Origin of the sequence: Mesorhizobium sp. NZP2077 (assembly GCF_013170805.1) — a bacterium.
In the GTDB taxonomy this organism is placed as follows: Bacteria; Pseudomonadota; Alphaproteobacteria; order Rhizobiales; family Rhizobiaceae; genus Mesorhizobium.
Window position 1 is genome coordinate 1,822,912 of the sequence record NZ_CP051293.1, and the last position, 22,673, is coordinate 1,845,584.

31 protein-coding genes are annotated in these 22,673 nt (G+C 63.1%); 12 read left to right on the plus strand and 19 right to left on the minus strand.

Annotated elements, in window-relative coordinates; translation table 11 throughout:
• Positions 1 to 16 precede the first annotated feature (16 nt).
• Positions 17 to 1,102 carry a class I SAM-dependent rRNA methyltransferase gene (locus tag HGP13_RS08990; RefSeq protein ID WP_172224139.1) on the minus strand — a complete coding sequence of 362 codons (1,086 nt, stop codon included), beginning with the start codon at positions 1,100 to 1,102 and terminating at the stop codon, positions 17 to 19.
• Positions 1,103 to 1,236: 134 nt separating this feature from the next.
• Between HGP13_RS08990 and HGP13_RS08995 the strand changes: the two genes are divergently transcribed.
• The 3 genes from HGP13_RS08995 to HGP13_RS09005 all read left to right on the plus strand — a co-directional run bounded on the left by HGP13_RS08995 (position 1,237) and on the right by HGP13_RS09005 (position 2,823).
• Positions 1,237 to 1,923 (plus strand): YafY family protein, encoded by a 687-nt coding sequence (locus HGP13_RS08995; RefSeq protein ID WP_172224142.1) that lies wholly within the window; start codon positions 1,237 to 1,239, stop codon positions 1,921 to 1,923.
• Positions 1,924 to 2,002: 79 nt separating this feature from the next.
• Positions 2,003 to 2,383, plus strand: a complete 381-nt coding sequence (locus HGP13_RS09000; RefSeq protein WP_172224145.1) for a VOC family protein — start codon at positions 2,003 to 2,005, stop codon at positions 2,381 to 2,383.
• On the plus strand, positions 2,380 to 2,823 hold the full coding sequence (locus tag HGP13_RS09005; RefSeq protein WP_172224148.1) for an EVE domain-containing protein: 444 nt from the start codon (positions 2,380 to 2,382) through the stop codon (positions 2,821 to 2,823). The genes HGP13_RS09000 and HGP13_RS09005 overlap by 4 nt, the downstream gene beginning before the upstream one ends.
• On the opposite strand, the gene HGP13_RS09010 is transcribed toward HGP13_RS09005, so the two are convergent.
• From HGP13_RS09010 to sppA, 4 genes are all read right to left on the minus strand, one after another.
• Positions 2,813 to 3,778 carry an ornithine cyclodeaminase family protein gene (locus HGP13_RS09010; RefSeq protein WP_172224151.1) on the minus strand — a complete coding sequence of 322 codons (966 nt, stop codon included), beginning with the start codon at positions 3,776 to 3,778 and terminating at the stop codon, positions 2,813 to 2,815. The two genes, HGP13_RS09005 and HGP13_RS09010, sit on opposite strands and share 11 nt — an antisense overlap.
• A 37-nt stretch (positions 3,779 to 3,815) precedes the next feature.
• Positions 3,816 to 4,172, minus strand: a complete 357-nt coding sequence (locus HGP13_RS09015; RefSeq protein ID WP_172224154.1) for a DUF1049 domain-containing protein — start codon at positions 4,170 to 4,172, stop codon at positions 3,816 to 3,818.
• A gap of 36 nt (positions 4,173 to 4,208) precedes the next feature.
• Positions 4,209 to 4,493, minus strand: a complete 285-nt coding sequence (locus HGP13_RS09020) for an integration host factor subunit beta (RefSeq protein ID WP_006200394.1) — start codon at positions 4,491 to 4,493, stop codon at positions 4,209 to 4,211.
• Between the two features lie 79 nt (positions 4,494 to 4,572).
• Positions 4,573 to 5,529: a signal peptide peptidase SppA gene (sppA, locus tag HGP13_RS09025; RefSeq protein WP_172224157.1), complete on the minus strand. Its 957-nt coding sequence runs from the start codon at positions 5,527 to 5,529 to the stop codon at positions 4,573 to 4,575.
• 383 nt (positions 5,530 to 5,912) lie between these two features.
• Here sppA and lptC point away from each other — a divergent pair, with 383 nt between their 5' ends.
• From lptC to ptsN, 6 genes are all read left to right on the plus strand, one after another.
• Positions 5,913 to 6,626, plus strand: coding sequence for an LPS export ABC transporter periplasmic protein LptC (lptC, locus tag HGP13_RS09030; RefSeq protein WP_172224161.1), 714 nt, complete (start codon positions 5,913 to 5,915; stop codon positions 6,624 to 6,626).
• Positions 6,613 to 7,218 (plus strand): LptA/OstA family protein, encoded by a 606-nt coding sequence (locus tag HGP13_RS09035; RefSeq protein WP_172224163.1) that lies wholly within the window; start codon positions 6,613 to 6,615, stop codon positions 7,216 to 7,218. The genes lptC and HGP13_RS09035 overlap by 14 nt, the downstream gene beginning before the upstream one ends.
• Complete coding sequence (gene lptB, locus HGP13_RS09040) at positions 7,218 to 8,036, plus strand: LPS export ABC transporter ATP-binding protein (RefSeq protein WP_027043254.1); 819 nt, start codon at positions 7,218 to 7,220, stop codon at positions 8,034 to 8,036. Before HGP13_RS09035 ends, lptB begins: the two co-directional genes overlap by 1 nt.
• Before the next feature lie 251 nt (positions 8,037 to 8,287).
• A complete protein-coding gene (gene rpoN / locus HGP13_RS09045) occupies positions 8,288 to 9,814 on the plus strand; it encodes an RNA polymerase factor sigma-54 (protein ID WP_172224166.1) in 1,527 nt (508 codons plus the stop codon).
• A 267-nt stretch (positions 9,815 to 10,081) separates the two neighbouring features.
• Positions 10,082 to 10,666, plus strand: coding sequence for a ribosome-associated translation inhibitor RaiA (gene raiA / locus HGP13_RS09050; RefSeq protein WP_027043252.1), 585 nt, complete (start codon positions 10,082 to 10,084; stop codon positions 10,664 to 10,666).
• A gap of 59 nt (positions 10,667 to 10,725) precedes the next feature.
• Positions 10,726 to 11,190 (plus strand): PTS IIA-like nitrogen regulatory protein PtsN, encoded by a 465-nt coding sequence (gene ptsN, locus HGP13_RS09055; RefSeq protein WP_027031063.1) that lies wholly within the window; start codon positions 10,726 to 10,728, stop codon positions 11,188 to 11,190.
• Between the two features lie 90 nt (positions 11,191 to 11,280).
• Here ptsN and HGP13_RS09060 read toward each other — a convergent pair whose 3' ends face one another.
• The gene (locus tag HGP13_RS09060) at positions 11,281 to 11,535 is read right to left on the minus strand and encodes a DUF1150 family protein (protein ID WP_013529590.1); all 255 of its coding nucleotides are present in this window, start codon (positions 11,533 to 11,535) and stop codon (positions 11,281 to 11,283) included.
• A gap of 64 nt (positions 11,536 to 11,599) precedes the next feature.
• Positions 11,600 to 12,025 (minus strand): Hsp20 family protein, encoded by a 426-nt coding sequence (locus HGP13_RS09065; RefSeq protein ID WP_013893014.1) that lies wholly within the window; start codon positions 12,023 to 12,025, stop codon positions 11,600 to 11,602.
• A 303-nt stretch (positions 12,026 to 12,328) separates the two neighbouring features.
• Between HGP13_RS09065 and HGP13_RS09070 the strand changes: the two genes are divergently transcribed.
• Entirely contained in the window at positions 12,329 to 13,270 is a 942-nt protein-coding gene (locus tag HGP13_RS09070; protein ID WP_172224170.1) for a nucleoside hydrolase, read from the plus strand.
• A gap of 58 nt (positions 13,271 to 13,328) precedes the next feature.
• Here HGP13_RS09070 and HGP13_RS38525 read toward each other — a convergent pair whose 3' ends face one another.
• The 9 genes from HGP13_RS38525 to HGP13_RS09110 all read right to left on the minus strand — a co-directional run bounded on the left by HGP13_RS38525 (position 13,329) and on the right by HGP13_RS09110 (position 19,967).
• Entirely contained in the window at positions 13,329 to 13,457 is a 129-nt protein-coding gene (locus tag HGP13_RS38525) for a hypothetical protein (RefSeq protein WP_281411318.1), read from the minus strand.
• Between the two features lie 298 nt (positions 13,458 to 13,755).
• Entirely contained in the window at positions 13,756 to 14,370 is a 615-nt protein-coding gene (locus tag HGP13_RS09075; RefSeq protein WP_172224173.1) for a LysE family translocator, read from the minus strand.
• A gap of 107 nt (positions 14,371 to 14,477) precedes the next feature.
• Complete coding sequence (locus HGP13_RS09080) at positions 14,478 to 15,926, minus strand: amidase (RefSeq protein WP_172224176.1); 1,449 nt, start codon at positions 15,924 to 15,926, stop codon at positions 14,478 to 14,480.
• Positions 15,927 to 15,928: 2 nt separating this feature from the next.
• Positions 15,929 to 16,834, minus strand: coding sequence for a ribokinase (locus HGP13_RS09085; RefSeq protein WP_172224179.1), 906 nt, complete (start codon positions 16,832 to 16,834; stop codon positions 15,929 to 15,931).
• Between the two features lie 208 nt (positions 16,835 to 17,042).
• Complete coding sequence (locus HGP13_RS09090) at positions 17,043 to 17,528, minus strand: hypothetical protein (RefSeq protein ID WP_172224182.1); 486 nt, start codon at positions 17,526 to 17,528, stop codon at positions 17,043 to 17,045.
• Positions 17,500 to 18,018 (minus strand): hypothetical protein, encoded by a 519-nt coding sequence (locus tag HGP13_RS09095; RefSeq protein ID WP_172224185.1) that lies wholly within the window; start codon positions 18,016 to 18,018, stop codon positions 17,500 to 17,502. The genes HGP13_RS09090 and HGP13_RS09095 overlap by 29 nt, the downstream gene beginning before the upstream one ends.
• The gene (locus tag HGP13_RS09100; protein ID WP_246707435.1) at positions 17,985 to 18,305 is read right to left on the minus strand and encodes a hypothetical protein; all 321 of its coding nucleotides are present in this window, start codon (positions 18,303 to 18,305) and stop codon (positions 17,985 to 17,987) included. Before HGP13_RS09100 ends, HGP13_RS09095 begins: the two co-directional genes overlap by 34 nt.
• Positions 18,306 to 18,397: 92 nt before the next feature.
• The gene (locus HGP13_RS09105) at positions 18,398 to 18,868 is read right to left on the minus strand and encodes a hypothetical protein (RefSeq protein ID WP_172224192.1); all 471 of its coding nucleotides are present in this window, start codon (positions 18,866 to 18,868) and stop codon (positions 18,398 to 18,400) included.
• Positions 18,869 to 19,088: 220 nt separating this feature from the next.
• A complete protein-coding gene (locus HGP13_RS09110; RefSeq protein WP_172224195.1) occupies positions 19,089 to 19,967 on the minus strand; it encodes a bifunctional helix-turn-helix domain-containing protein/methylated-DNA--[protein]-cysteine S-methyltransferase in 879 nt (292 codons plus the stop codon).
• A gap of 115 nt (positions 19,968 to 20,082) precedes the next feature.
• Between HGP13_RS09110 and HGP13_RS09115 the strand changes: the two genes are divergently transcribed.
• Positions 20,083 to 20,898: a class I SAM-dependent methyltransferase gene (locus tag HGP13_RS09115; RefSeq protein ID WP_172224198.1), complete on the plus strand. Its 816-nt coding sequence runs from the start codon at positions 20,083 to 20,085 to the stop codon at positions 20,896 to 20,898.
• Positions 20,899 to 20,900: 2 nt separating this feature from the next.
• Here HGP13_RS09115 and HGP13_RS09120 read toward each other — a convergent pair whose 3' ends face one another.
• Entirely contained in the window at positions 20,901 to 21,395 is a 495-nt protein-coding gene (locus HGP13_RS09120) for a DUF2244 domain-containing protein (RefSeq protein WP_172224200.1), read from the minus strand.
• 22 nt (positions 21,396 to 21,417) lie between these two features.
• Between HGP13_RS09120 and nth the strand changes: the two genes are divergently transcribed.
• The gene (gene nth / locus HGP13_RS09125; RefSeq protein ID WP_172224204.1) at positions 21,418 to 22,230 is read left to right on the plus strand and encodes an endonuclease III; all 813 of its coding nucleotides are present in this window, start codon (positions 21,418 to 21,420) and stop codon (positions 22,228 to 22,230) included.
• Here nth and HGP13_RS37770 read toward each other — a convergent pair.
• Positions 22,218 to 22,439 carry a DUF2214 family protein gene (locus tag HGP13_RS37770; RefSeq protein WP_246707313.1) on the minus strand — a complete coding sequence of 74 codons (222 nt, stop codon included), beginning with the start codon at positions 22,437 to 22,439 and terminating at the stop codon, positions 22,218 to 22,220. The genes nth and HGP13_RS37770 overlap by 13 nt on opposite strands.
• Before the next feature lie 29 nt (positions 22,440 to 22,468).
• Positions 22,469 to 22,672 carry a DUF2214 family protein gene (locus HGP13_RS37775; protein WP_246707314.1) on the minus strand — a complete coding sequence of 68 codons (204 nt, stop codon included), beginning with the start codon at positions 22,670 to 22,672 and terminating at the stop codon, positions 22,469 to 22,471.
• Position 22,673 lies beyond the last annotated feature (1 nt).

Below are 22,673 nucleotides of genomic sequence, written 5' to 3' on the forward strand. Positions count from 1 at the left end.
CAGGACTCCGGGGCATTTAGGCCACCCAACGCGAAAACAGTGAGGTCGAAAGCGCCCTGCCGGCGGACTTTTCACGGATGATCAGCTCACCCGATTCGACCCTGCCGTCCATGCCGGCAAAAGTGTCGCGCATCAGAGCGTGGATGGCGAAGAAGGAGGCGCGGATCGAATAGGCGGTCAGCACCACCGCGAGCGGTTTCGGCGTCAGGATCGCCCGGCAAAGGTCGGTAAGCGCAGGCAGGTCCTCGAACAATTGCCAGACCTCGCCCTTGGGGCCGCGGCCATAGGCCGGCGGGTCGAACAGGATGATGTCGTAACGGCTGCCGCGGCGCTCTTCGCGTTCGGCGAATTTCACCGCGTCGTCGACGATCCAGCGGATCGGCTTGCTGCCGAGCCCCGCTATCTCCTGGTTTTCACGCGCCCAGCCGATCGCCTTCTTCGAGGCATCGACATGGGTGACCTCGGCGCCGGCGCGGGCCGCCACCAGCGAGGCGAGGCCGGTATAGCCGAACAGGTTGAGCACCTTGACCGGCCGTCTGGCCGCCGCGATCAGCCCAGCCATATGGTCCCAGTGCGAGGCCTGCTCGGGAAAGACACCGACATGGCGAAACGAGGTGAAACGGCCGAGATAGTCGATGCCGTCGTGCTTCATCGGCCAGGTCTCGCCGAGCGGCGTCTTCGGAAAACGCCAGCGGCCGATGCCTTCCTCGTCAGTGTCACCGGTGAAGATGGCGTCGGCACGCCCCCAGTCCTTGGCCGGCAAGGCCTTCTGCCAGATCGCCTGGCCCTCGGGCCGCACGATGCGGTAGGGGCCGTATTGTTCGAGTTTTTCGCCGGCGCCGCTGTCGAGCAGCGCGTAATCGGCGTTGGGTGCTACTTCGAGGATTACCGGAAGTTGTTCAGCGGGCAGCGTCCCTTCGCGGCGGGCGAGGATGCGCGGTGGGGATTTAGGTTCGGTCCGATCGTCGGTTCTGGTCTCAGGCCGCTCGCGCGGCCTGGCGTCCGGTCGTGCGGGGCCACGCGTCTCGTGCGGGCGCACCTCTGCGCTTCCGCCTTTCACGGGCGGGCGGCTGTCGCGGCGTTTGTCGCGAAAAGACTTCAAGCAGAGGTATCTCCGAGCGGCGTGCCGCTTTTGGCATAGGGCAACCGGCTTCGCAACCAAGTCCGCCGCGGCCACCCTTCCATTCATGTCGGCCAGTGATGGACCAATGTCAAAGAAACAGGCAAATCAGCCTGATGTCCCGCTCCGAACGCCTGCTCGACCTCATCCAGTGCCTGCGCCGGCATCGCCGGCCGGTGAGCGGACATGTGTTGGCCGACGAGCTTGGGATTTCGATCCGCACGCTCTACCGCGACATCGCCACGCTTCAGGGGCAGGGCGCGCCGATCGAGGGCGAGGCGGGTCTCGGCTATGTGCTCAAGCCCGGCTTCATACTGCCGCCGCTGATGTTCAGCGACGAGGAGATCGAGGCCATCGTGCTGGGATCGCGCTGGGTCGCCAAGCAGCCGGACCAGCGCCTGTCGGCCGCCGCCGCCAACGCGCTGGCCAAGATCGCAGCCGTGCTGCCGGACGACCTGCGCGAGGATCTCGATGCCTCGACGCTGCTGGTCGGGCCGCCCATGACGGCCATTGAAGGCATAGACCTCGGCGTCGTGCGGCAGGCCATCCGCAACGAGCGCAAGCTCGGCTTTCTTTATCGCGACGCCGGGGGTGCTGCTTCGCAACGTGTCGTCTGGCCATTCGCGCTCGGCTTCTTCGACAAGGTGCGGGTGGTGGTGGCGTGGTGCGAGATGCGGCAGGATTTCCGGCATTTTCGCGCCGATCGAATATCCGGCCTCGACGCCATTGATGCGCGCTATCCGCGTCGCCGCCAGGTGTTGCTCAAGGAATGGCGAGCGACGCTCGACAAGCCGCGGCGGTGATGACGGCTACTGCCAGAATCTGACAGTAGCGCATCTTATATCAGCCAAGTCGAAACGCTGAACATCTCGGAGAGCAGATATGACCACGCCGAATTTCGTCATCCTCTATGTCGACCAGCCGCTGGAGAGCGGCGCCTTCTACGGCGCGCTGCTAGGGCGCGAGCCGGTCGAAAGCGCGCCGACCTTCGTGCTGTTCGTGCTCGACAACGGCTTCAAGCTTGGCCTCTGGTCCCGGCATACGGTCGAGCCGGCGGCGGCAGCGGGCGGTGGCGGCGCAGAGATCGTGTTTGCGCTCAAGACGCCTGACGCGGTCGATGCCACCCACGCCGACTGGGCCGGGCGCGGGTTGAAGATCCTGCAGCCACCGACCGACTTGGATTTCGGCCGCACCTTCGTTGCGCTCGACCCCGACAATCATCGCCTTCGTGTCTACTGGCTGTCAGATGGGGAACAGAAATGAGCGCGTACTGGATCGCGGTTGCGTCGGCCGAGCATGTCCGGCGTGGTCGGGCCGCCGGCTTCATGCAGGTCAACCACGGCAAGGCGGCTCCGCAGTGCCGTGTCAAACCCGGCGACGGCATCATCTATTATTCGCCGACCACGATTTTGGGCGAAAAGGATGGCCTGCAGGCTTTCACCGCAATCGGCACCGTGCGGGAAGGCGAGCCCTATCAAGGCGACATGGGCGGCGGCTTCACGCCGTTCCGCCGCGACGTCGAGTGGGTGGCGGCTGAAGAAGCGCCGATCAAGCCATTGCTCGACCGACTGGACTTCACCGCCGGCAAGTCGAACTGGGGGTATCAGCTTCGCTTTGGTCTCTTCGAAATCACCGATCACGATTTTCGTCTGATCGCCGACGCGATGGGTGCCGCGAAAAAGCTTGCAGCGGCTACGGCTTGAGCGCCTTGTAGACGGCGATGCCGGCGGCAAGGTCCTCAAGTGCCGCGCCAACCGACTTGAACAGCGTGATCTCGTCGGCGCTCGCGCGGCCCTTCTTCTGGCCGCGCGCCAGTTCATGCAGGTCGGCGATGATTGCTTCCGGCTTCAACACGCCCGATGCAAGCGGGATGACGATGTCGCCGGCCTCCTTGGTGGCGCCGGCGCGGGTGTCGACATAGACGCTGGTGCGCGCGATCGCATCGTCGTCGCTTTCGCGCATGGTCGGCGTGAAGCCACCGACCATGTCGACATGGGCCCCCGGCTTCAGCAGCACGCCCTTGATCAGCGGCGTGGTGGCGATCGTTGCCGAGGAAATGATGTCGGCCTCGGCAAGTTCGGCATCGAGATCACTTGCAGCACTCGCCGCGAGGCCGTCGGCGCGCAGATCGGCCGCGACTTTCTCGGCGTTGGCCGGGGTGCGGTTCCAGATGCGGATGGTCTTGATCGGCCGCACGGCTGCATGCGCTTTGGCGAGAAAGGGTGACAGTGCGCCGGCGCCGATCACCAGCAGCCTGGAGGCGTCCTCGCGTGCCAGATAGGAAGCCGCCAGCGCCGAGGCGCAGGCGGTGCGCCACTGCGTCAGCCGTTGGCCGTCGATCAGGGCTTCCGGTTCGCCGGTGGCGCCATTGAGCAGGAGATAGAGCCCCATCACCGCCGGCTTGCCGATGGCGTTGTTGTCTGGCGAGACAGTGACGATCTTGACGCCGATATAGCCGCCGGAAGATGTGCCGGCAGCGTTGAAATCGGTCCATGCCGGCATCAGCAGCAAGGTCGAGGCCGCACCATCGGGCCGTTCGACCGCGTGATGATGCCTGACCGGCTGCACCGCGCCGTCGCGGAAAGCCGTGCGCAGCGTCTCGACCAGTCCAGGAAAGGTCAGCGCATGATCGACCTCGGCGGCCGAAATGGTCAGCATGGAAAGCTCCGTGGAAAGAAAGCCGCCGGCCGACGGCTCAATTGGTCGGCTTCGGCAATGCGGACCCTTGGGCTGACCCCTGGATCGGTCCCTGCGGTGCCGATGGCACGCGGCTGACCGCCTGGCGCAGGTTTTCGGCCTCGACGCCGCGCTGGCGCGCCAGTTTGCGGTAGCGGCCCTGCTTGACCCATGTCGCCAGGCTGCCGACGATCATGCCGATGGCGAGCGCCAGGAACAGGAAAATGAACAACGGCAAGGTGAGCGTCAGCTTCGGATTGCCGGGATTGAACGGGTCCAGCGTGAAGGCGACGAGTTCGCGATTGGCGACGGCCAAGGCAATCAGAATGATCGCCAAGGGTACGAAGACCACGATGAGCATGAAACGGTTGAGCATTATGTTTTCCGTCGGAAGCTGGCGCTGAAGTCGCGCTTACTTGCCGCCGTTCAGCCTTTCGCGCAGTTCCTTGCCGGTCTTGAAGAACGGCACCCATTTCTCCTCGACCTCGACGGATTCGCCGGTTCGCGGGTTGCGGCCGGTGCGGGCGGGGCGGTTTTTCACCGAAAAAGCACCGAAGCCGCGCAGCTCGACCCGGTTGCCCTCAGCAAGGGCGTCGGTGATCTCGTCGAAGATCGCGCCGACAATGTTTTCGACGTCGCGCAGGAAAAGATGCGGATTGCGCGTGGCAATAATCTGCACAAGTTCGGACTTGATCATCAGACGGGTCCCCGTGAAAGCAGTGCGGTCGAAATTATGAGGATGATTTTATTGGCTTTTTAGCTGTCCCAAACCGCGCTCAAGGGTGCCAGACGGAAACGAGGCCGTCAAGAAACAAGCGGTCGGCGCCAAGCTCGTGGATGACATCGCTGCTTGAGTCCGGCAGTCCGAGTGCGCTGCCGGCCATTTTCACCATGGCTTTTGACCACAGGAAGCTGCCGCGCCGGTCCGTGTCCTTCCATTCAACCACCTTGAGCTTGGCATCGACACCCTTGGTCGCGAGCCAGTCGATCGCCTCGGTCTCCCCGCCGACGGCATCGATCAGGCCGTTGGCGACGCCCTGGCGGCCGGTGAAGATCGACCCGTCGGCAAGCGCCAGTGCCTGTTCGTGGGTCATCTTGCGGCGTTCGGCGACGATGCCGACAAACCAGTCGTAGCTGTCGAGGATAAGCTTCCGGACCATGGCGCGCTCGTCGTCATTGGTCGGCTTGAAGGGAGAGGGCGAGGCCTTGAGCGGTGAGGATTTCACCTCCTCCAGCTTGACGCCGAGCTTGTCCATCAGGCCGCTGACGTCAGGATACTGGATCAGCACGCCGATCGAACCGACGATCGAGGTCTTGCGGGCGACGATGTGGTCAGCCGCACTGGCGATCATATAGCCCGCCGATGCGGCGAGCGTGCCGACTTCGGCCACGACCGGCTTGTCGGCGGCCACCTTGCGCACTTCCTCGTAGATCGATTCACCCCCGACAGTGGTGCCGCCGGGCGAATCGATCGCCAGAATCACGCCTTTCACCTTCGAGGACTTGCGGACGTCCTCCAGCCGCTTGATGAGTTCCTCGTCCTCGGTGATCGTGCCTTCGATCCTGACCTTGGCAATATGGTCGACAGTCGAGCCGCCGAGATCGTCGCGATAAAACCAGGCCGACAGCGCAATCACCCCGAGGGCGACGATGCCGATGGCCGCAACACGCCAGAATGTCAGCTTGCGCCGCAAACGGCGGCGGTCGATCAGGTCGTCGGCTCTCAATGCCATGGTCAGCCTCACATTCGGCGGGAACGGACGCTTTTAGACCATGATGTCCTCAGCGGGAAGCAGTTCCGTCTTGCATATGGCGCGGCAATCCGCCCAAGGCGATCCCAACGCTGTCAGTTTTGTGACTGGCCTGCGCAAGGGACGCAGGGTAAGGGGGAGAAGCGGCGGCGATGAAAAAACGGCGCAGGCGCGTCCATTTCTGCTAAGAAGTACCGGCTGTTGTGCTGACCTCGTTTTCGTTTGTAAAACGTCAGTGGTTTCGTTTGTACAACGTCAGTTGTCACATTTTTGCGGTTTTCGTGGGCTTGTGCTTGCTTGAGGGCACCGGCCCACCACCTATAGGCGGTGCTCCCTGGCGGGCAGGGGTTTAGAAGAAAGCAGTCATGTTAGCGCGATCGAATGAACCGACCAGCCCCGAGACGGAGTTGGCTCCCCCGGCGGATGGCTGGACTCGGGGCGATGCGTTCGACCGCGCCCAGCGTCATTCGCGCCGCGTGCGCGTGCTCAAATTCGCCGTGCCCCTGGCTGCGGCGCTGATCGCCGTCGCCTTCCCGGTCTACTCCTATCTCGCCGCACCCGTCTCCGTCGCGGTGCAGGCGGAAGGCACCGCCTTTTCCAACGGCAAGCTGGTGATGGCCAATCCCAAGCTCAACGGTTTCACCAAGCAGAAGCAGCCCTATTCGATGACAGCCCTGCGGGCGATACAGAATGTCAACACGCAAGGCATCATCGAGCTCGAAGGCATAGACGCCAAGGTGCCGGTCGGGCCGGACAATGTCGCTGCGATCAAAGCCTCGCGCGGGACCTACGATCGCGACGGCAACACGATGAAAATGACCAGTGACGTCATGATCACCACGACCGACGGCATGCAAGCCAAGTTCAAATCGGTCTTCCTCGACATGGGCAAAGGCACTATGAAGACGGATGATCCCGTCGATGTCAGCCGTGGCGGGTCGCAGATCACAGCGGATTCCATGTCGGTCCAGGACAATGGCAAGGTCCTGGTGTTCGAGAACCGGGTGCGCGTCAACATCGATCCCGCCGCTCTGAAGGCGGCTGAGGCAAAGGGCGAAGAAGCGAATGTGGCTCAATAGTTCGATACGGCTTGCGGCCGCAACGTCAGCACTGGTCCTGCTGGGGCTGGCGCCCTCACTGGCACAGTCCGGTGCCGCCAGTCAGGTGTCAGGTCTCAAACTGGCGGGCGACAAGCCGATCCAGATCGAAAGCGACAAGCTCGAAGTCCGGCAGGCCGAAAATGTCGCCATCTTCACGGGCAATGTCACCGTCGTCCAGGGGCCGACGCTGATGAAGGCCGGCAAGATGATGGTCTATTACATCAAGGATCCGAATGCCGCCGCCAAGGGCACGGAAGCCGCGGGCGCGGCGATGACCGGCTCGGCCAACATCGACCATCTCGAGATCTCCGACAAGGTCTACATCAAGTCGGATCAGCAGGTCGCGACCGGCGATCAGGGCAGCTTCGATATGAAGAGCCAGGTGCTGGTGCTTTCGGGCAAGAAGGTTGTTCTTTCGCAAAACGACAACGTTCTGGTCGGCTGCAAGCTGACCGTCCAGATGAAAAGCGGGCTGGCCCAGGTCGATCCATGCGCTGGGCAGCGTGTCCAGATGTCGATCACGCCGCCGCCGAAATCGGATGCGCCGCAATCGGGAGCGACGAACCCCTGATGGCCAGCCTGTCATCGCTGACGGCGCGTCTTCCGGGACGAGCCGCAAGCAAGATTTCGGCTCCGGCCACGATCACCGTCGACAAGGCGAAGTTCAAGGGAACCTTGATCGCCAAGGGCCTGACCAAGAGCTACAAGGGCCGCAAGGTCGTCAGTGGCGTCACGCTGGGCGTGCGTGCCGGCGAGGCCGTCGGGCTGCTCGGGCCTAACGGCGCTGGCAAGACGACGTGTTTCTACATGGTCACTGGCCTGGTGCCGGTGGATGAGGGCACGATCGAGATCGACGGCTTCGACGTCACCTCGATGCCGATGTACCGTCGCGCGCGCCTCGGCATCGGCTATCTGCCGCAGGAGGCGTCGATCTTCCGCGGCCTCAACGTCGAGCAGAATATCCGCGCCGTGCTCGAAGTGGTCGAAAAGGACCGCAAGGTGCGCGAGCGCAATCTCGACGAACTGCTCGAGGAATTCCACATCAGCCATCTGCGCAAGGCGCCATCCATGTCGCTCTCCGGCGGCGAGCGACGGCGCCTGGAGATTGCGCGCGCGCTGGCGACGCGCCCGGCCTACATGCTGCTCGACGAGCCCTTTGCCGGCATCGATCCGATCGCCGTCGCCGATATCCAGCAACTGGTGCGCCATCTGACGGCACGCGGCATCGGCGTCCTCATCACCGACCACAATGTGCGTGAGACGCTCGGGCTGATCGATCGCGCCTACATCATCCATGCCGGTCAGGTGCTGACCCATGGCCGCGCCGACGAAGTGGTGGCGAACCCGGATGTGCGGCGGCTTTACCTCGGCGAGGGGTTTACGCTCTGACTCATTTTTTCGCGGAATTCCGGACCGCAACGCAATTGTCCTGGAATTGCCTTGGGCGTGAAATTTGTTTCCTGACACGATTTTTTGCGTTTAGCGGGATGTTTTTCCGCGATTTTGCTCCGGCATAACGCTCCGGTAAGCGGCTTTTGCTAGGCTTTGCCTTGACAAGCAAAAGCCGGGCCAGTTTCTATGGTCGGCCGCGAAATTCATTTCCGGTAAGTCTGCGTAGAGGAGGCGTTTGAAACCGAACCATGGCGTTGGCGGCGAAACTACAGCTCCGACAGTCGCAGTCGCTGGTGATGACGCCGCAGCTGATGCAGTCGATTCGGCTGCTGCAGTTCACCCATCTCGAACTCGAGCACTTCATCGACGAGGAGATCGAGCGCAACCCGCTTCTGGAGCGCGCCGAGCCGCAGGACGACGCCGCGAGCGACCAGGCGCAGAAGACCGAGGCCGAGCCGCAAGCGGCCGCCGACGGCGACTGGTTCGAGAACGAGGCGGGATGGAGCGCCGAAGCGATCTCGGAAAAACTCGATACGTCGCTGGAAAACCTGTTTCCCGACGATCCCGGCACCAGCGAGCGGCTCGGACCGGACCTGACGGCGCAATGGAAATCGGCTTCCGGCAATGGCGGCGGCTCCTCGTCCGAGGGGCTTGACGCCGGCGACATGGCGGCGGGCGCCATCACCTTGCGCGACCATGTCGGCGAGCAGGTCGCACTCGCATTCGCCGATCCCGTGGGGCGACTGATCGCGGCCGACCTTGCCGACGCGCTCGACGAGACCGGTTATCTACGCGCGGACTTGGTCGAGGTCGCCGCGCGTCTTGGCACCGACGCTGCCACGGTGGCCAAGGTGCTGGCGGTGTGCCAGGGCTTCGAGCCGGCCGGGCTGTTCGCCCGGGATCTTGCTGAATGTCTTTCACTGCAGCTTGCGGTACGAGACCGCCTCGATCCGGCGATGAAGGGCCTGGTCGCCAATCTCGAACTCCTGGCGCGGCGCGATTTCCAGGCGCTGAAGCGGATCTGCGGCGTCGACGAGGAGGACCTGCTCGACATGCTGGCCGAGATCCGGGCACTCGATCCGCGCCCGGGCATGGCGTTTTCGGGCGGCGCCAGCGACGCCATCGTTGCCGATGTCGAGGTGCGTGCGGCCAATGACGGCAGCTGGACCGTCGAACTCAACGCCGAAACGCTGCCGCGCGTGCTGGTCGACCATATCTATTTCGCCCAGGTCTCGCCGCACGCGAAGAACCAGGCGGAAAAGGATTTCCTGGCCGAGTGCCTGCAAAACGCCAACTGGCTGACGCGCAGCCTCGATCAGCGGGCAAAGACGATCCTCAAAGTGGCCTCGGAGATCGTGCGCCAGCAGGATGCGTTCCTGGTCCATGGCGTGCGCCAGCTGAAGCCGCTGAATTTGCGCACGGTGGCGGACGCCATCGGCATGCACGAGTCGACCGTCAGCCGCGTCACCGCCAACAAATACATGCTGACCCCGCGCGGCGTGTTCGAACTGCGCTATTTCTTCACCGCCTCGATCGCCGCGTCGGGCGGCGGCGACGCGCATTCCTCCGAAGCGGTGCGGGATCGCATCAAGCAGCTGATCGACGAGGAGAAACCCGTCGACGTGCTGTCCGACGACGCGATCGTCGACATGCTCAAGGAGAGCGGCGTCGATATTGCAAGGCGCACGGTGGCCAAGTACCGGGAAGGCATGAATATTCCGTCTTCCGTGCAGCGCCGGCGCGAGAAGCGGGCGCTCGCCAGCGCGGGGCGTTAAGGGCCTCGGATTTTCCACAGCTTTCGAGCTTCATTGACAAGCCGTGGGGAAGTGGCTAGAAGCCCGCCCGCATGAGACGGGCTGGATTGCCCGCTAGCGGATGGTCCGTCACGACAATGGCCTCGGGACGGTCAAAAAGGCGGCTTGTGATCAACCGGAAAGTTCGGATTTAAATCGGCGCGAGTGACGCCGGAAAGCTTGTGCGCACGGATCACGAGTATAAACTCAGGCCAGTTTGAAGCCTGAGCAAGGAAGGTCAGTTTTCAGATGAATCTGCGCATATCGGGAAAACACATGGATATCGGCGATGCGTTCCGCACACGCATCAACGATCGTGTCGGCGAAGCGATTGGCAAATATTTCGATCGCGGCTTTGCGGGACACGTCACCGTCATCAAATCGGGCTCGCGCTATTCGGCGGATTGCATGATCCGGCTGGATTCCGGTGCCTCGCTGCAGGCCACCGGCGATGCCCAGGATCCGACGCTCGCCTTCGAGGCCGCGGCCGATCGGCTGGAGACCAGGCTTCGGCGCTACAAGCGCCGTCTCAAGTCGCACAATTCGGGCAATGGCAATGGCGAGTTGACCGACATCGCCTATACGGTGATGGCGCCGCTTGCCGATGACGACGAGGAGATCCCGGAGGATTTCGCGCCGGCCATCGTCGCCGAATCGACCATGACGCTGAAGACCATGTCGGTGGCCTCGGCGGTCATCGAACTCGATACCAAGGACAGTCCGGTGTTCGTTTTCCGCAACGCCGGAACCGACCATCTCAATATCGTCTATCGCCGGCCCGACGGAAACATTGGCTGGATCGACCCGTCCACGACCAAGGTCGCACAGGGATAAAAGCCAGCCGCACGAGGGGTGGGGACTGGTGACGGCAGGCGAACAAGGGATTTTCAAGCATGGATCTGAGCGATCTTATCAGCGTTCCGGCGATTTTGCCGGCGTTGAAGGCGAACTCCAAGAAGCAGCTTCTGCAATTGCTGTCCGAACGGGCAGCGGCGATTTCGGGCATTCCGGAGAGGGAAGTGTTCGACACCATCCTGCAGCGTGAGCGGTTGGGCTCGACCGGCGTCGGCAACGGCATCGCCATTCCGCATGGCAAGCTAGCCGGCGTGAAGCGCATCGCCGGTGTTTTCGCCCGTCTGGAGACGCCGGTCGATTTCGAATCGCTGGACGACCAGCCCGTCGATCTGGTGTTTCTGCTGTTGGCGCCGGAAGGCGCAGGCGCCGATCATCTCAAGGCGCTGTCGCGCATCGCGCGCGTGCTGCGCGACGCCGATACGGTGGCTAAGGTCAGGGGAACGCGCGACGCCACGGCGATCCACGCGCTGTTGTCGGACACGCAGGCCTCGCACGCCGCCTGAATCGTTGAGATAAGAGAACCCGCCAGTTGATATAAGACTGCCACAAGGGCCGCCATGGGCGGCCCTGTCCGTTTCAGGCGGAGATCGCCGTCAGTGAATAGCGACAGTGGTCAGGTCGTTTTCCATGGCGCCGGCCAGAGCGCGGTCACGCGCATCCGACAGCAGGATCGGTTGGCCATTGGCGGCAAACAGCGCCCACAGCTCCATGCCGGGCGCGATTTCACCGAGATTGGGGAAACGGCCGAGCAATTCGTCGCTCGAGACCTTGCGCAGATAAGCGACCGAGCCCTCGCCGAGATGGGCGAATTCGCCATTGGTCATGGTGATCGTTTCAGTTCTGGTCATTTCAAGCCTCCTTGGCGCGAGGACGCCGCTCAAGGCCATCCCGCATGAGAGCCATCGGTAAAGATCAGTCTTTCACCGATATGTTTATTTTTCGTACCAGCCGTTCGGACTCCGGCCGATCGAGGTCGATCGACAAAAGGCCGTTTTTCAACTCCGCCGCGATCACCCGCATGCCATCGGCCAGCACGAAGCAGCGCTGGAACTGGCGCGCGGCGATGCCGCGATGAAGAAATTCGCGCTCGGTGTCGTCGGTCTGACGGCCGCGCACGACCAACTGGTTCTCCTCCGTTGTCACATCGAGATCGCTTTCGGCGAAACCGGCGACGGCGAGCGTGATGCGCAGCCTTTCGGCCTTGCCGTCGGCACCGCTGAGTCGTTCGATGTTGTAGGGAGGGTAGCTGTCACCGGATTTCGCCAAGCGCTCCAGGGTCTTTTCCATGGCGTCGAAACCAAGGAGAAGCGGGCTGGAGAAAGGCGTCATTCGGCTCATGTTACACTGTCCTCTCAAGAGCGACATAAAGTGGAAAAACCCAGGTGGCATTTTTCCCGATGGTCTTGATATGGTCCGCCCCGCGACCAAGTTCAAGCCACCAGAAGACCCGCCCAAAAAGACCAGGCCTTGGACTCACAGGAATAATCGACATGGCGCTTGAAACGACGCGCGGATGCAAGGAGAAGCGCTGGGGTCGGGGCCGTTCCCGGTCGAGCGGTTCGGCAGCTTGCAGCCGGTTCGGCGTCCTTGCGGCGTGTGATCGGCCCGGTGAGCTTACGGCCAGCCAAACAAGGAATTGAAATGCCTCAACCACGCAAGATCATCATCGACACCGATCCCGGCCAGGACGACGCCGTCGCCATTCTGCTGGCGCTCGGCAGCAGCGAGCTGGAGGTCGTCGGCATCACCGCCGTTGCCGGCAACGTGCCCCTGAAATTGACCGAAAAGAATGCCCGCAAGATCTGCGAACTGGCCGGCCGGCCGGAGATCAACGTCTATGCCGGTGCCATCCGTCCCCTGGCACGCACACTGGTCACCGCCGAGGAAGTGCATGGCAAGACCGGCCTCAACGGGCCGCAACTGCCCGAACCGACGATGAAGCTGCAGGAGCAGTATGCCGTCGACTTCATCGTCGAGACGCTGATGAAGGAAGAGAGCGGCACCATCACGCTCTGCCCGCTCGGGCCGCTGACCAACATCGCGCTGGCGCTGATCCGCGAACCGCGCATCGCGCCGCGCATCAACGAAATCGTGCTGATGGGCGGGGGCTTCTTCGAGGGCGGCAACGTCACGCCTGCGGCCGAATTCAACATCTATGTCGATCCGCAGGCCGCCGATCTGGTGTTCAAGGCCGGCATCCCAATCGTGATGATGCCGCTCGACGTTACCCACAAGGCGCTGACCACCACCAAGCGCACGCAGGCCTTCCGCGCGCTCGGCACCAAGGTCGGCATCGCGACCGCCGACATGCTGGAATTCTTCGAGCGTTACGACGAGGGCAAGTACGGCACCGATGGCGGGCCGCTGCACGACCCCTGCGTCATCGCCTATCTGCTGAAGCCGGAGTTGTTCAAGGGCCGCAACTGCAATGTCAGCGTCGAAACGGCGTCGGAACTGACCATGGGCATGACCGTGATCGACTGGTGGGGTGTGACCAAGCGGGAAAAGAACGCCATGGTGATGCGCGACATCGACCATGATGGCTTCTTCGCGCTGCTGGTGGAGAGGCTGGGGCGGCTGTAACACTTCCACCCTCGATGCAAATGGTTTGCCCAGAGGGCATAGAGCTTTTGGGCATGTCTCACTCGGGAAACCGGTAGAAGACGACGCCATTGCCGCGTGTGACGCGTTCGATGCCCGCATCTGGCCCAATCAGATGCGGGCGGTCGCCATCGATGAGCACAGACGAGCCATCATCGAGAACAAGCACATAGAGGATGTACTTGCCGTCTCTCCATTGGGCACTTTTGATCGTTGCATCGATGGCCCGACAGACCGGATTGGGCTTTCGTCATTAGCCCATTTGTTTGCCGCCAACATGAGCATAATCACAAACGCACCGATGAAGAGGATCACGCCAGGCGCGTTCGTCTTCAAACCATTCCAAGTCCAAAAAACAGGCATGAATCCCCCGATACAGATTCATGTGGCGGTGGGAGAGCACACTTTCAATCGGATGCAATTCCAGGGCATTGCAATTCTTCGCGGCGCGTGCCGCGCGGTCGCCGTTACTTCGACCTTGAAAACGCCAGCCACAGGCCACCGCCGACCAGGAAGCTGCCGCTGATCCTGGACATGAGCTTGATGCGGCTGGCCGATAGCAGGCGCCCGGCGCGGCTGGCGGCGAGTGCATAGGTCGAATCCGACATGGCGGCGAAGATCATGGCGGTCAGGCCCATGACGACGATCTGCAGCGTATAATTGCCTTGCGGCGCGATGAACTGCGGAAAGAAGGCGCCGAAGAACACCAGCGTCTTGGGATTGCTTAGCGCCACCAGCAGGCCCTGCAGGAAGAAGCCGCCGCGCGGCTTCCTCGCGGTGCCGTCGGCGTTCAGCGTGCCCTTGGAGCGGAACATCTGTACGCCCATCCAGATCAGATAGGCGGCGCCGATCAGCCGCACCCATTCGAACCAATGGCCCATGCCCGCGATCAGCGTGTTGAGGCCGATGCCGACGATGGCGATCATGATGGCAAGGCCTGCCTGTGTGCCGGCGACATTGGCGAGACCGGCGCGGGCGCCATGACGAATGCTGTTGGCGATGATCAGCGTGACCGTCGGCCCGGGCACCAGGATGATGACGATGCAGGCGAGGACATAAGCGGCGTAGAGTTCGAGCGACATGATCTTTCCCTTGGAATGCCGCCGATGCGGCGCAACTGGGAACAATCAATGCATGACAATGGCCTCCGCGCAAGACATCCGCGAAGCGCTGCGTCGTAGCACGCGCGTCAAGCGCCTGCTGGCCAGGGCAGCGTCGCCTCATAGGCTGCGGCCGCCCTCAGCACAGCGAGGTCGCCGCGCGGCCGGCCGATCAGCTGCATGCCCATTGGCCGGCCCTTGTCGTCGAAGCCGACCGGCACATTGACCGCCGGACAGCCGCCCAGCGTGGCAAAAGCTGAAACCTGCATCCAGCGATGATAGCTGTCCATCCGCCGTCCGGCGACCTCGTGCGGCCAGTGGGTCCCGACATCGAAGGGAAAGACTTGCGCGGTCGGCAGCGCGACGAGGTCGAAGCGGTCGAAGATCGACAGCAACGTGCGGTGCCAGGAGGAGCGGATGACCGAGCCCGCGCGGATCTGCGGCGCCGTCAGCCGCATTGCGTTCTCGACTTCCCAGATGGCTTCCGGCTTCAGCAGGCTGCGCCTGGAAGGGTCGTCGTAATGGACTTTCAGGGCGCAGCCGCTGCTCGCCTGGCGCAGCGTCACGAAGGCCTGCCACAGCGCTTCGAAATCGAAATCCGGCAGCAGGGGTTCGGTCAGGAAGGATGCATCCGCAAACCGGCCAAGTGCTGCCTCGCACAGATTGAGGATGCCGGCTTCGACCGGCAGATGGCCGCCGAGGTCGCCGAGCCAGGCGACGCGGCCGCCGGTCGACGGCATTGCCAGCCCTTCGAGGAACGAGCCTGGTTTCTCATAGGACAATGGTGCTTGCGGGTGGTAGCCCGCCTGCACGTCGAGCAGCAGCGCCATGTCGGCAACGTTGCGGCCCATCGGCCCCTCGACACCCATCTGCGCATGAAAGACTTCGAAGTCCGGGCCGCCGGGCACAAGCCCCTGCGACGGGCGGAAGCCGTAGACATTGTTCCACCCTGCAGGATTGCGCAGCGAACCGCCGAAGTCGCTGCCGTCGGCGATAGGCACCATGTCGAGCGCCAGCGCCACGGCCGCACCGCCGCTCGATCCGCCGGCGGTCAGCGCCGGATCGAAAGCGTTCAGCGTCGGCCCGAACACGGTGTTGTAGGTGTTGGAGCCGAGCCCGAATTCGGGGACATTGGTCTTACCGATGATGATGGCGCCGGCGTCGCGGATGCGCTCGACGAAGAAATCGTCTTCCTGCGGCACGAAATCGGCAAAGATCGGCGAGCCGAAGGAGGTTCTCAAGCCCGTTGTCGAGGCAAGGTCCTTGATGGCGATCGGCAGTCCGAAAAGCGTCCCGGCTTCGCCATCGGCCCGCCTGACATCGGCTGCATCGGCTTCGCGCAGGATGTCGCCGCGGTCGCGCAACGAGACGATGGCGTTGACCAGCGGGTTGACCGTTTCGATGCGGTCGAGGAAGGCCGTCACCACCTCGCGTACAGACAGTTTCTTGCGGCGGATCGCGTCGGCAAGCTCGATGGCGGACAGGCGGCAGATATCGCCGGCCGGCGGCGCGGCATGTTTCGTCCGGGGGCGCATCATTTTCAGCGGGCTTCCTGCAGGGCCTGATCGACATCCCTAGCCATCGGGATCGCTGGTTGAGCACCGGGCTTCAGGCATGCCAGCGAGCCGGCCGCACCGGCGCGCGCCAGTGCCTTGTCGAGCGCAAGGCCGGACGACAGGCTGGCAGCGAAGTAGCCGCAGAAGGTGTCGCCGGCGCCGACCGTGTCGACAGGCGTGATCTTCATGGCAGCAACGGTCAGGAAATCTCTCGGCGTCGCCGCCATCACGCCATCGCCGCCGAGCGTGACGACGATGGTGCGGCCGGTTTTCGCGGCGAAGTCGCGCATGCGTGCCGCCCGGTCGCGGCCCTTCAACGCCAGCGCCTCGCCATAGAGGTCGAACTCGGTCTCGTTGGCGACTGCATAATCGGCCTTGCCGAGGAAAGCCGCCGCATCGCCCTGGAAAGGGGCGGTGTTGAGCACGGTGACGGCGCCGGCCGCCCGTGCCTGGTCGAGTGCGGCCTCCACGGTCGCCAGCGGGATCTCGTGCTGGAGCAGCACGAGATCGCCTTTATTCAGAAAGGCCTTGGAGAGGTCGCCAGGCACCACAGAAGCATTGGCGCCGGGAACCACGGCGATGATGTTCTCGCCGTCGTTGCCGACCATGATCAGCGCCGTGCCGGTCGAGGCAAAGGTTTCCCCCACGCCCGACAGGTCGACCTTGGCCTCGCGCAGCAATGCCAGCGCCTCGGCGGCGAAACTGTCCCTGCCGACGGCGCCGACCATGCGCACCGAGGCACCGGCGCGCGCGGCGGCCAGCGCCTGGTTGGCGCCCTTGCCGCCAGGCGCCGTGGCGAAACCGGAGCCGCTCACCGTCTCGCCGGGGGTCGGCAGGCGGTCGACTTTGGCGATAAGGTCGAGGTTGATCGAGCCGATGACGACTATCAAGAAAGTGCCTCCCTGCCAGCGCTGGCCGGAAATCAGGATCGACTTTCGGAAAGCACGATGTGGATCGAGATCCACAATGTGGATCGATATGGCGAGGCACGACGGTGCATCAGTCTGGATGCACCGTCACCCCGGTTGCGCGGGAAGCTAGCGCGTCATGCGATGAGTTGCCAGACCATGTGGATATCAAAAGGAGAGATTTGTCGCCTCACTCGCAGCGCACGGTGACGGTGCCCTGATAGGTACCGGCGGGAAAGATGCCGCTCGACTTGGTGGCGGTGAGATCGACCTGCAGGGGATGGCTGCCGTTGACGACCCTTTGCGGCACGCTGCCGTTGATATCGACCCCCGAGCCGTCGAGGCGGAAGACCGAGGCGAAGGTCACATTAGTGCCGCCGCCGCTCGGCGCGGACGAGAATGCGGCAGGCGCCGGCGCAGAAACCGAATAGCAGTCCAGCAAGTTGAGTATCGAGCACAGCAGCGAGCTTGCCACCACCGTGGCGCTGGCGCTCGATCCGCCTGCCTGTTTGGAGCCCAGTATGCTGATGGCGGGATTTGCAGTCATTGTTCCCGACGCCCCGACCACGATGGTGCAGGTGCCGATGATCGCCGGTTGCGCCGGAAGGCAGAAGCCGGCAAGGGCTGCCATCGCAAGCAGTGCGCGGTTATTTCTTCTTCTTCTTTTTCTTGCCATCGCTATTTCCGGTCCTGAGGCTCCAGCCTTCGTTGGCCCATCCGGGTGATGCGGCCGTGGGAGCAGTGGTGGCAACGCTTGCCGTCGTGCCGCCGTCGACATTGACGCCCATCTTCAACAGCTTCAGTTCCATTTGCAGGCGCTGCACCTCGAGTTCATAGAGGCGGCTGCAGTCGAGACGTTTTGGCGTCCGGCCGATCGGGATCACCACCCGGCCATAGGTGGCGACGTCATTGTTCGACTGGTTGTTGCCCCTGATGACGCCGAGATCGAGATAGGCGCCGCTTCCGGAAACCGCCGAGCGGCAGGTGGTGCCATCGGCAGCGTGCACCTCGTCCTGACCCTGGGGCAAGGTGACGCCGGGCAGATTGAATCCGGTCTCGTTCTGGTTGAGGTTGTAGACATCCTGGGCCAGAGCCGGCGCAGCGCTTGCCACGGCAACCGCGAGTGCCAGCGTCAGGACTTGCGATGTCCAAAGAACTTTCCGCATATCTGTGCCTTTATCTGGGTCTGCTGATTGGGAAAGGGGATGCTTTCGGTACAGATACGCACTTTACGGTCCGGGGCGCCGTCGAAGGGCACGACCACAAGCACGGGACGGGAAGCCTGCGAAGCCAGCTGGAAGACACTGGGAGAGATTTTGGCGTCCACCGGCTGAAAATCCTGATCGTAGACGTGGACTTCGATCTTGATCTTCTGGTCGTAGGGATTGGCCGGGAAAACGCGGACCGCGAAGACGTCGGCGAAACTGTTGACCTCGCCGCGCATCGGCGACATCGACTGAGCCGCGGCGGCAACAGGGATCAGGCCGACGACCAGCGCCGTCGCCAAGGTTCCAGAAAGTGTCAAGGATGCCTCCTTCCCGAGGGCTATTCGCAGCGCACCGTCACGGTTGCCTGATAGTTTCCGGAGGCGAAGCGGTTGCTGCCGCCCTTGGTGCCGGCGAGGTGGACCGTGACGAGATCGGCACCGGGCGCGGTCAGGCTGGTGGCCGAGCCTGTCTCCGCGATCGTGTGGGCACCGCTCGCCGAATAGGTTGGCGTCCAGGTGATGGCCGTGGTGTCGGCGGCAGGCACTGTGGTGGTGGTGACCGGATCGACGCTCAGCGACACACCTCCGGTGGTGGTGAGCGTGACCGTCCCCGCCGAGCCACCGCTGTTATGAGAACTCAGTGATTGGAGATCGGGGCTCACCGTCATCGTGCCGTTGGTGGCGACCACCAGCGTACAGGTCGCAGTGATCGTGCCGTTGAAAATGACATTCTGCGTCGTGGCCAACGCCGCCTGGTCCATACAGGCGACCAGCATGCCTGCACCGAACGCAGTGCGAAACAACGTCATCGAGACCTCCTATTAAGCCGGATTGCCCGAATTAATATGGGTCATCATCGCTTTATCGTGGTTAATTTAGGGTAAACTAAAATACTTAATTGAAGTAGCTGTTGTGCAACCCGTGGGTTGTCGTGGGTTGTAAGGAAGAAAAGCGTCACAGAATTATTGCCTATACTTCCTATTTATAAATATATGTAGATTTATACGGCAATAGCTGGAAAATCGACATTCATGACGACACTTGCCCCGCCTCCCAGCCCAGGATGGCGCGCTTGCGGGTCAGGCCCCAGTGGTAGCCGGTGAGGTCGCCGGACTTGCCGATGGCGCGGTGGCAAGGCACCACGAAAGAGAGCGGATTAGCGCCGTTGGCGGCGCCGACCGCGCGGCTGGCGCTTGGCGCGCCGATGCTGGCGGCGATCGAGGAATAGGTGCGGGCCTTGCCCATCGGAATCTGCAGCAGCGCCTCCCAGACGCGAACCTGGAAGTCGGTGCCGATCATGACGACATGCAGCGGCTGGTCGGGGCGCCACAGCGTCTGGTCGAAGATGCGCGCGGCATAAGGCCCGGTGGCAGTCATGTCCTCGACATAGATGGCGTTTGGCCAGCGGCTGGACATGTCGGCGAACGACGCACGTTCCTCGCCGGGATCGCTGAAGGCGAGGCCGGCAAGGCCGCGGTCGGTGGCCATGATCAAGGCGGTGCCGAACGGCGAGGGGTGATAGCCGTAGCGGATGGTCAGCCCGGCGCCGCGCGTCTTGTAGTCGCCCGGCGACATCGCCTCGTGGGTGACGAACAGGTCATGCAGCCGGCCGGGACCGGACATGCCCAGTTCGAACGAGGTTTCGAGCAGCGGCATGCCGGAATCGAGCAGCCGGCGCGCATGGTCGAGCGTCACCGCCTGCAGGAAGGCCTTGGGCGACAGGCCGGCCCAGCGAGTGAAGAGTTTTTGCAGGCCGGTCGGCGTCTCGCCGACCTCCTCCGCAAGCTCCTCGAGCGAAGGCTGGTCGCGATAGTCGAGGCTGATCTTCTCGATGGCGCGGCGCACGATCTCGTAGTCGCTGCCTTGCGGCGTGATGTCCTTTTTGAGGACTGCTGTCTGTGTGCTCATCGAACTGTCTCCTTGACCAGGAATATCGCCCCTTGGGGCGCCGTTCGCCACCCGAAACTTGCCTTCTTGCCGCGCATGCCCAGATAGACTCGGGCTGCGAGCCCAGGAGTCGATCATGGCCGGCGAGAAAGTGCAGTTGACCGGGGCAAAGGAAACCTTGCTGATGACGCTCTACGGCAAGGCGCTGGAGAGCCGGCTGCCGCATTCGCTGCTTGGGGATCACTTCGCCGACGAGGCGGTGCGCAAGATCGACTATGATTTTGCGAGGCTCAAGGTCGACGAGAATCTCGGCATTGGCCTGGCGATCCGGGCCAAGACACTGGACGTTCATGTTGAGGATTTCCTGGCCAGAAATCCCGGTGCCATGGTGCTGCATCTGGGTTGCGGACTCGACACGCGCATCTTCCGCGTCGATCCGCTGCCAGGCGTGGACTGGTTCGATGTCGACTATCCCGAAGTCATCGAGTTGAGGCGCAAGCTCTACCCGACCCGCGACCATTACCACCTCATCGCTTCGTCGGTGACCGAGCCCGGCTGGCTGGCCGGAGTGCCCCGCAACCGCCCGGCCATCGTGGTGGCGGAGGGGCTGACGCCTTATCTGCCTGCAGACGCAGGGTTACAGCTGGTTTCGCGGCTTGTCTCGCATCTTGCCGGCGGCGAGCTGATGTTCGATGCCTATAGCCGTTTCGGGCTGACGCTGCTTCGCCTCAATCCGACCATCAGGGCGACAGGCGCCGAGGTCCACTGGGCGATAGACGATCCGCACGAACTGGAACTGGCGGTGCCGAAGCTGCGCTTCGTCGAGGATATCTCCGCCTATAAACCGGAACACGCCGCCCGCATGGGCTGGTCGGCCAAGCTGTTCGTGCGTCTTTGGAAACACATTCCGGCGCTGCGCAAAGTCGGCAGGCTTTTGCGGTATCGTTTCTAGATTCAGCGCGCCTTAGCGGTCGCCAGTGCGCGCGAGAAGGCGGTGGCAAAGCTCTCGCGGGACTCGGGATCGAGAAAGCCGCCGATCGGCACATTCCGGCCTACCCCTTCCACCGTCATTTTGGTGATGCCGATCTCGGCGTGACGGGCGACCGAGAACCGCGTCCAGAACGGGTTGAAGCGGTGCGCTTCCGATTTCCCCGAAGGGGCCGTCTTGCGGATATCGAGGCTGGTGCGGGAGACCGAAACTTCCTCGCGGGCGCGAGCGGCGCGATAATTGGCACGGAAAGCGATGTAGACGGCGACAACGTCGAGGCCGAAGAAGCCGAACACCGGCCAGGCACCACGCGACAGGAAAAACGCGCCGGTCACCAGCCAGCCGAACAGCAGGGTGCCCATCAGGACCAGGAAGCCCGTCCTGCCCAGCGAGCGGTGTGGGGTCAGCAATGCGTGAAAGAAGGGCTCGTCAGCCTGAAACGAGGCGTTTGTGTCGCTCATGACGGGATATTATAGGAGGGAAATGGCGAGCCCCAAGTCCAAAGATTCTTCCAAGCCCGAAAAAGAGCTGCCGGCCGGACGGCGCGACGGTTCGAATGCCAAGCCGCGCCCACGGCCGGCGCGGCGGACTTCGCGCTACAGTCCGGCCGAAGTGCACGAGATTTTCCGGCGCTTTTCGGTGCAGCGTCCGGAGCCGAAGGGCGAGCTCGAACACGTCAACGCCTTCACGCTGCTGGTGGCGGTGGTGCTTTCGGCACAGGCGACCGATGCCGGCGTCAACAAGGCGACGCGGGCTCTGTTCAAGGTCGCTGACACGCCGCGGAAGATGCTGGCGCTGGGCGAGGCCACGGTCGGTGACCACATCAGGACCATCGGGCTGTGGCGCAACAAGGCCAAGAACATCATCGCGCTGTCGGAAGCGCTGATCCGCGACCATGGCGGCGAGGTGCCCGACGACCGCGATGCGCTGGTTAAACTGCCGGGGGTCGGGCGCAAGACCGCCAATGTCGTGCTCAACATGGCTTTCGGCCAGCACACGATGGCGGTCGACACGCACATCTTCCGCATCGGCAACCGGCTCGGCCTGGCGCCGGGCAAGACGCCCGAACAGGTCGAGCAGGGCCTGCTGAAGATCATCCCCGACGAATTTATGCGCCATGCGCATCATTGGCTGATCCTGCATGGCCGCTATGTCTGCAAGGCGCGCAAGCCGGATTGCCCGGCCTGCGTCATCGCCGACATCTGTAAGGCGCAGGAGAAGACGACCAGCGTTCCAGCGCCGCTGGTGCCGATCGCTCCGCTTGAGACGGTGGGTGCTGAAGATCAGGTGCCGTAACCGCGCGCCATCGCCGCCGCGAAGACCGGGATCAGCAGGAAGACGAAGGTTTCAGTGCGGATATAGGTCTTCACCGAGGCCAGTTCGCTCGCGGGTACAGTGAAGGAGGGATCGGCGCCGGCCTGCCTGTTCCAGGAAATGAAGCGCACCGTCGGGATGATCGACAGCAGCCCGACGAGGCCAAACGCCGCCATCTTGGCCCAGAACACCCAGTTGTAGACATAGAACTCCCAACCCTTCAGGCCCCAGACGACACGGCCGATGCGACGACGATGATCAGCGTGGCGATGATGCCATAGTGGCGGTCGATGCCGGCGAGCCGCTTGAGCGTCACGGCGGGCAGGTCGCCGCGGATCAGCACGAATTCGGCGCTAATGATCGCTGCCAGGGAAAACACCAGCAGATGATGGACAATGGCAAGCACAAGGTCGGTCGTGTCCATG